This is a genomic window from Desulfobacterales bacterium (assembly GCA_030066985.1).
Lineage (GTDB): Bacteria > Desulfobacterota > Desulfobacteria > Desulfobacterales > JAHEIW01 > JAHEIW01.
In genome coordinates, this window is the sequence record JASJAN010000077.1 from 1 (window position 1) to 6,256 (window position 6,256).

General features: G+C 51.9%; 5 protein-coding genes. All 5 read right to left on the bottom strand.

Annotation, left to right across the window (positions count from 1 at the left end; genetic code table 11):
* On the bottom strand, window positions 1-299 hold a 299-nt coding region (locus QNJ26_22545; GenBank protein MDJ0988333.1), incomplete at its 3' end, for a metalloregulator ArsR/SmtB family transcription factor.
* An 87-nt stretch (window positions 300-386) separates the two neighbouring features.
* A complete protein-coding gene (gene lpdA, locus QNJ26_22550; protein MDJ0988334.1) occupies window positions 387-1,811 on the bottom strand; it encodes a dihydrolipoyl dehydrogenase in 1,425 nt (474 codons plus the stop codon).
* Between the two features lie 757 nt (window positions 1,812-2,568).
* Window positions 2,569-3,861, bottom strand: a complete 1,293-nt coding sequence (locus QNJ26_22555) for a dihydrolipoamide acetyltransferase family protein (protein ID MDJ0988335.1) — start codon at window positions 3,859-3,861, stop codon at window positions 2,569-2,571.
* A gap of 181 nt (window positions 3,862-4,042) precedes the next feature.
* Window positions 4,043-5,026 carry an alpha-ketoacid dehydrogenase subunit beta gene (locus QNJ26_22560; protein ID MDJ0988336.1) on the bottom strand — a complete coding sequence of 328 codons (984 nt, stop codon included), beginning with the start codon at window positions 5,024-5,026 and terminating at the stop codon, window positions 4,043-4,045.
* Window positions 5,019-6,125 (bottom strand): pyruvate dehydrogenase (acetyl-transferring) E1 component subunit alpha, encoded by a 1,107-nt coding sequence (gene pdhA / locus QNJ26_22565; GenBank protein MDJ0988337.1) that lies wholly within the window; start codon window positions 6,123-6,125, stop codon window positions 5,019-5,021. The genes QNJ26_22560 and pdhA overlap by 8 nt, the downstream gene beginning before the upstream one ends.
* Window positions 6,126-6,256: the final 131 nt, after the last annotated feature.

A 6,256-nucleotide genomic window follows, 5' to 3' on the forward strand; every position in this document is an offset into this window, starting at 1 on the left:
TCATCGCCCAGCGTTTCTCGCAGCGCTTCGCGGTATTTTTTGAGTCCATCCGGATCGAGCGAATAGTGCATAAAGGACCCACGGCGATCACCACTAACCAGACCCGCCTGCCTCAGGATGCGCAAATGCTGTGATACAGCCGATTGGGTCACTCCGAGCTGGTTTGCCAGCGCATTGACGCATAGCGGCCCACCTTTGCAAACCCCTGGCGGGCAATCGTTTAGCAACTTCACCAATCGTAGCCGCGTCGGATCAGACAGTGCTTTGAATATATCAACCAGCTTTTCGACTTTATCCATAGTTCTATATTAGTATATGCTAATAAGCTAATTATATGCCTCCACCCCATCCAAGTCAAGGGGAAAATGATCTGTATGTGAAAAATACTAGGACTGGATTTTTTTTGACAGAATGTGTGTTGCGCTGCCCAGATACATCTCGGCGGCTTCGCCCTCGGTTTCCGATAGGGTTGGATGCGGGTGAATACTCAAGGCCATATCTTCAGCCAGGGCGCCCATTTCAATAGCCAAAACCCCCTCTGAAATTAGCCCTTCCGTATCACGGCCGCATATCCCCACACCGACGATCCGGCCGCTGTCCGGATCAACCATAATTTTGGTCAGTCCTTCGGGTGCACCCATGGTGGTGGCGCGACCGGAAAATTTCCAGGGAAAGCGCTGGACTTTAACGGGTATGTTCTCGGCGCGGGCCTGTTCTTCGGTCAGACCGCACCAGGCAATCTGCGGGTCGGTGTAGACCACCGCCGGGATGGCCCGCACGTCAAAGGCAGAAGGTTGCCCGGCGATTACCTCGGCCGCCACCTTGCCTTCACGGGTGGCCTTGTGCGCCAGCATTAAACCGCCGGCCACATCCCCGACGGCAAAGATGCGCTCATCTGTGGTGCGCAGCTGCTCATCGACTTTGATAAATCCCCGGTTATCCAGTTCCACCTGGGTGTTTTCCAGACCGATATCGTCGGAAGCAGCCTTGCGGCCGATGGCCACCAGTACCCGATCAAACGTCTGCTCGGGCGTCTCGACATCCCCTTCCAGAGCGACCGCCACCCCGGCATCTGTTTCCTGCATGGAAGCCACTTTGGTTTTCAGATGAATGGACTCAAAAATAGTGGTAAGCCGGCGATGCAGGGGCTCAACCAGATCTGTATCAACACCCGGAAGCAGGCGGTCTTCAAGTTCAACCAGTTTCACCCGGCTGCCCAGCGCTGCGTACACCGTGCCAAGCTCCAGGCCGACATATCCGCCGCCGATGATCAGCAGGTTCTGAGGCACATCCGCCAGTGCCAGGGCACCGGTGGAGCTCATGATGCGTCCGCCAGGTTTGAATTCGGTGCCCGGAAACGGAATCGGCCGCGAACCGGTGGCAATAATGGCGTGTTTAAATTTAATATGGCTGACCTCGCAATCGTGCAATCTTGCTGTATTGGAGCTTTCAAATTGGGCCCGCCCCTGCAGCAATTGAACACCGCGCCGGTTGCTCAAGCTGACCAGACCGTTGGCCATCGTATCGATAACACTGGCCTTCCATTCACGCAGCGCCTTCAGATCGATTTGGGGCTTACCGAAGGTAATTCCCATGCTTTCGGCGCGCTGGGCGTCATAGATCAATTCGGAAAGATAAAGAAACGTTTTGGAAGGAATGCAGCCTTTAAACAGGCACACCCCACCGGGCCGCTGGGCGGCATCCACCATGGTCACATCCATACCCAGGTCGGCGGCACGAAAAGCGGCCGCATAGCCGCCCGGACCGCTGCCAATGACCAGCAATTCGGTTTCCTGTGACAACTCACCCATTACCATTTCATTCTCCAAGAAAAACTTCATATTTTGTCCGATGGCTGTGTTGCAATCCAATCCAAAATGCTCACGTGCTATCGTGAACGCTCCGCTTTCGGATTGAATTGCGCCTTTTGAACACCTTAATTTTCATAAAAATAGGCGTGAAATCCCGCACATTGTTGCGGGAGCCCTCGAACAATATGTTAAGTTTTCAACTCAACCTATCATTAGAGATCCTATATCGATAATATTCTCTACAATTCAGATAGGCTCTTTCTTAACCTATTTATAAAATAAGGTAAAAATTAAATTCTGCAAATATGATATCACCACCTGGCTACACTTTGTTAACCGAAATTATTATAGATTTAGCAGACTAGTGTTTTACTAGCAAACAGTCTAGTTTATAACATAGTCCCATTTATGGCTGTGTGATACACGTTTTAAGATCGATCTGGCACCCTACAATCGAGATAGTCATTGTAGATTTTCATACAACAAAATTTGGAAATAAATGTTATACAGTTTGCGTTTAGAAATGTGCTTTTTATTACAAAACGAGAAGGATGATGAAAATAGCATTTAAGAAAGAAACAGCCCATAAGAACAATGATGATTTATAAAACCTATTTCCGAGGCCAAAATGAGGATTTTTTTGCAAGGTCGCGGAAATCATCGGGATTGGGCGGAGGCGTACTTAAGCGTACGCCGCACAATACAATCCCGATGATTGACAAAGAGATTGCGAAAAAAGACCATTTTGGGCCGGAAATTAGATCATGGAGATGAGAAGCTCATCCGGATCTTCCAGCGCTTCAATCACCGTTTTGAGAAACTGAATAGCATCGGCGCCATCCAGCACGCGGTGATCGATACACAGCACAATCGGCATAATCAAACGCGGCACGATTTCGTGCTCACCATCTCCTTTATCAATCACCGCCGGCTGCAGGCGACCCTGGCCCATGCCCATAATAGCCACCTCTGGATGATTAATAATCGGCGCAAAATAGCCGCCCCCCATGGCACCGGCATTGGTGATCGTAAATGTCCCACCCTGAAGCTCCTCGAGCGCAACTTTGCGGGAGCGGGTGCGCTCGACCAGATCGTGCAATTCGATGGCAAGCTCTTTGATGCTTTTGCGGTCAACATCGCGAATCACGGGCACAATCAAACCGTTTTCCGTATTGACGGCAACGCCGATATGAAAATAATTTTTGTAAACAATCTCACCGGCAGCCACATCCAGAGTTGCATTAAACTGCGGATACATTTTAAGCGCGGTGGCAACCGCTTTGATGGCAAAGACCGTCATCGTCAGGCGGCCGCCTTCAGCCGCAATATCAGCCTTGTGTTTCTGACGGAAGGCCTCCAGCTTGGTGATATCCACCTCATCCTGGCTGGTCACATGGGGTATTTGAGACCAGGCAATCACCATCTGCTTGGCTGTCGCGCGGCGGATGGAGCGGAAAGGTTTCCTATCGACCGGGCCCCAGCGGGTAAAATCGGGCAGGGTCGGAGATGGAATGATCAAATCAGCCGTATCATCCGCCGGTGTCACTTCAGTGACAACCGGCGGGCCGGCCGCATCCGGTCCCTTTTCGGCAAAAGCGCGGACATCATCAGCGGTGATCACACCCCCGGGCCCGGTGGGAGTGACCTGTTGGAGATCAACACTCAGTTCTCTCGCCAGGCGGCGGGTCGCCGGTGATGCCGGCACCGGCCCTTTTCTTTCGCCGGCTTCGGGCATGGGGATAACTTCAGCCGTGTCAACCGTTTCTGTTGCTGCCTCTTTGGATGTGGTCGCCTCAACCGCCTCAGCTTCGTCGCCATTGCTGAAAGTCATCATCACATCCCCAACATTTACCGTATCGCCGGGTTTAACCATTACCTCGACCACGGTACCGGTAAACGGCGACGGAATTTCCACTGCGGCTTTATCGGTCTCGACCTCCAGGATAATATCGCCCTCTTTGACCTCTTGGCCCACCGAGACATGCACGGCAAGCACCTCACCCTCATGCACACCCTCGCCTAAATCCGGTAATTTAAATGCTCTGGACATGTTCCTCCTTCGCCGCAGAGCGGCGTGATATGGTGTCAGGTTTCAGTGTTCATGTGTCAGGTCACTTAATGTCAATCGAAACCTGAAATGTCTCTCGAAATGCTTGTTGTCCACAGGTTCGAAGGCCAAAATTAGGCCCTTGGGGCCAAAGACTGACACCCGAAACCTGACACCTGAAACCTTATTGAGCTGCCATCACCTTTCTGGCAGCCCTCAATATGCGCTCGGTATCGGGCAAATAGGCCTGCTCTCGGTTAAACAAAGGAATAACGATATCATATCCTGTAACTCGTTCGATGGGTGCTTCCAAATAGTAAAACGCTTTTTCCATCAAACGGGAGATGATTTCGGCAGCGGGCCCAAAGCTGCGGGGCGCTTCGTGAACGATGACCGCCCGGCCGGTTTTTTTAACTGATTGGACCAGAAGTTCTTCTGAAAAGGGTGAAACGGTCAGCAAATCGATGACATCTGCGGCAACACCATCTTTTTCCTGCAGGTGCCGGGCGGCTTCCAGGGTGGGCCGCATCATGGCACCATAGGAAATCAATGTTAAATTCTGACCCTCTGAGACAAGCTGCGGTTCACCGATCGGCAGGGTTTCTTCAGCGTCGGGCACCTCTTCTCTGAATGCCCGGTACAGCGCTTTGGATTCGTAAAATATCACCGGATCCGGGTCCCGTATGGCACTGACCAGCAGGGCGCGTGCATTCCGCGGACCGGAGGGAATGACCATTTTAAGCCCCGGTGTGTGGGCCCAATAAGCCTCCCGGCTTTCGGAATGGTGTTCAAGCGCTCTAACACCACCACCATAGGGTGTTCTGAGCACCAGTGGAACGGTAAAGCGACCGCGCGAACGCCAGCGCAGCCGGGCGGCATGATTTTCGATCTGGTGAAAATTATGATAGCTGAAACCGGAAAACTGAATCTCACAAACCGGTCTGAGTCCATAGGCTGCCATACCAATAGCCATACCGACAATGCCGGATTCAGCCAGCGGCGTATCCAGCACGCGCTGGTCGCCAAATTCAGTGATCAAACCGTCGGTTACCCTGAATACGCCACCGTCAACGCCGACGTCTTCCCCTAAGAGAATGACGCGATCATCCTTTTTCATTTCCTGCTGCAGGGCCAGATTGAGGGCCTGAACCATGGTCATTTTAGCCATCTTTGCCCTCCTTGGCGGTTGTCGCTATCGCCCGTGTTAACTCCTCTTTTTGGGCCTTCAGAGTCGGCGGCATCTCGGCATAAAAATTATCGAACATGTCAATGGGATCCCCCATGGTTTCCATTTGCTTTTCGGCACTATCAATAGCGGCCTGAATCTCCTCTAAAACTTCGGATTCAACCGCGCTGCGCTTCTCTTCTGAAAGCAACCCTTTGTCCAGCAGATATTTTTCAAAGCGCGGCAAAGGATCGCGTTGGCTCCATTGTTCAACTTCTTCATCGGTCCGATAGCGTTTGGGATCGTCTGCAGTGGTGTGCATCATCAAGCGATAGGTGACGCACTCGATTAGCGTGGGCCCTTCACCGCTGCGTGCCCGCTGGACAGCCTCTTGTGCGGCGGCATAGACAGCCAAGATATCATTGCCATCCACCTGAATGCCTGGCATTCCGTATGCCAGAGCCTTTTGCGCCAAAGTTTGCGATCGCGTCTGCTGAGACACCGGTATGGAGATCGCCCACTGATTGTTTTGACACACAAAGATTACCGGTGACTGGTAAACAGCTGCAAAATTGAGCGCTTCATGAAAATCACCCTGTGAGGTGGCACCATCGCCAAAGTAGGTCATGGCGACTGCGTCTGTTTGCCGATATTTGGCAGCCCAGCCCAGCCCAACCGCGTGAATCATCTGAGAGCCTACAGGAACGGAGATGGGAAAATCATTGCGGTCATCCGGGATCGCCACTCCCTCGTTAAAACCATTGTTATAGAGGATAACGCTTTCAAGAGATCGTCCGCGCCATATTTCAGCCGCTGTTTCACGAAAAGCTGGCAACATCCAGTCGGTGGGCCGCAAATGAGCAATGGTGCCCAATTGGGCGGCTTCCTGACCCGTGATCGGCGCAAAGGTCCCGATGCGCCCCTGCCGTTGCAGATTCAACAGGCGCTCATCAAATTTGCGAGCCAACAGCATGGTGCGATGGAGCTGTAAAAGGACATCATCGGGAATATCGGGTTCTAGATCCCTATCCAGTTGCCCTTTTTCGTTTAGAATCGAAAGCGTTTCTAATTTCTCAGAGATGGTTACTTTCTTCCGCGGCATTACATGCCTCCTTGCCTGATTGTTTTGCGATGAGCAAAATGCTTAACTGAAAACGTGTTTTTATCCTGGTTTCCGCTGACAAAATTTATCAGGATAAAAATGATGCGGATTTTGGCGTAGTCAAGGGCCGA

Bases quoted from the DNA above. Each gene is read 5' to 3' on its own strand.
- lpdA (MDJ0988334.1), bottom strand. From the start codon at position 1,811: ATGGGTGAGTTGTCACAGGAAACCGAATTGCTGGTCATTGGCAGCGGT.
- QNJ26_22555 (MDJ0988335.1), bottom strand. From the start codon at position 3,861: ATGTCCAGAGCATTTAAATTACCGGATTTAGGCGAGGGTGTGCATGAG.
- QNJ26_22560 (MDJ0988336.1), bottom strand. From the start codon at position 5,026: ATGGCTAAAATGACCATGGTTCAGGCCCTCAATCTGGCCCTGCAGCAG.
- pdhA (MDJ0988337.1), bottom strand. From the start codon at position 6,125: ATGCCGCGGAAGAAAGTAACCATCTCTGAGAAATTAGAAACGCTTTCG.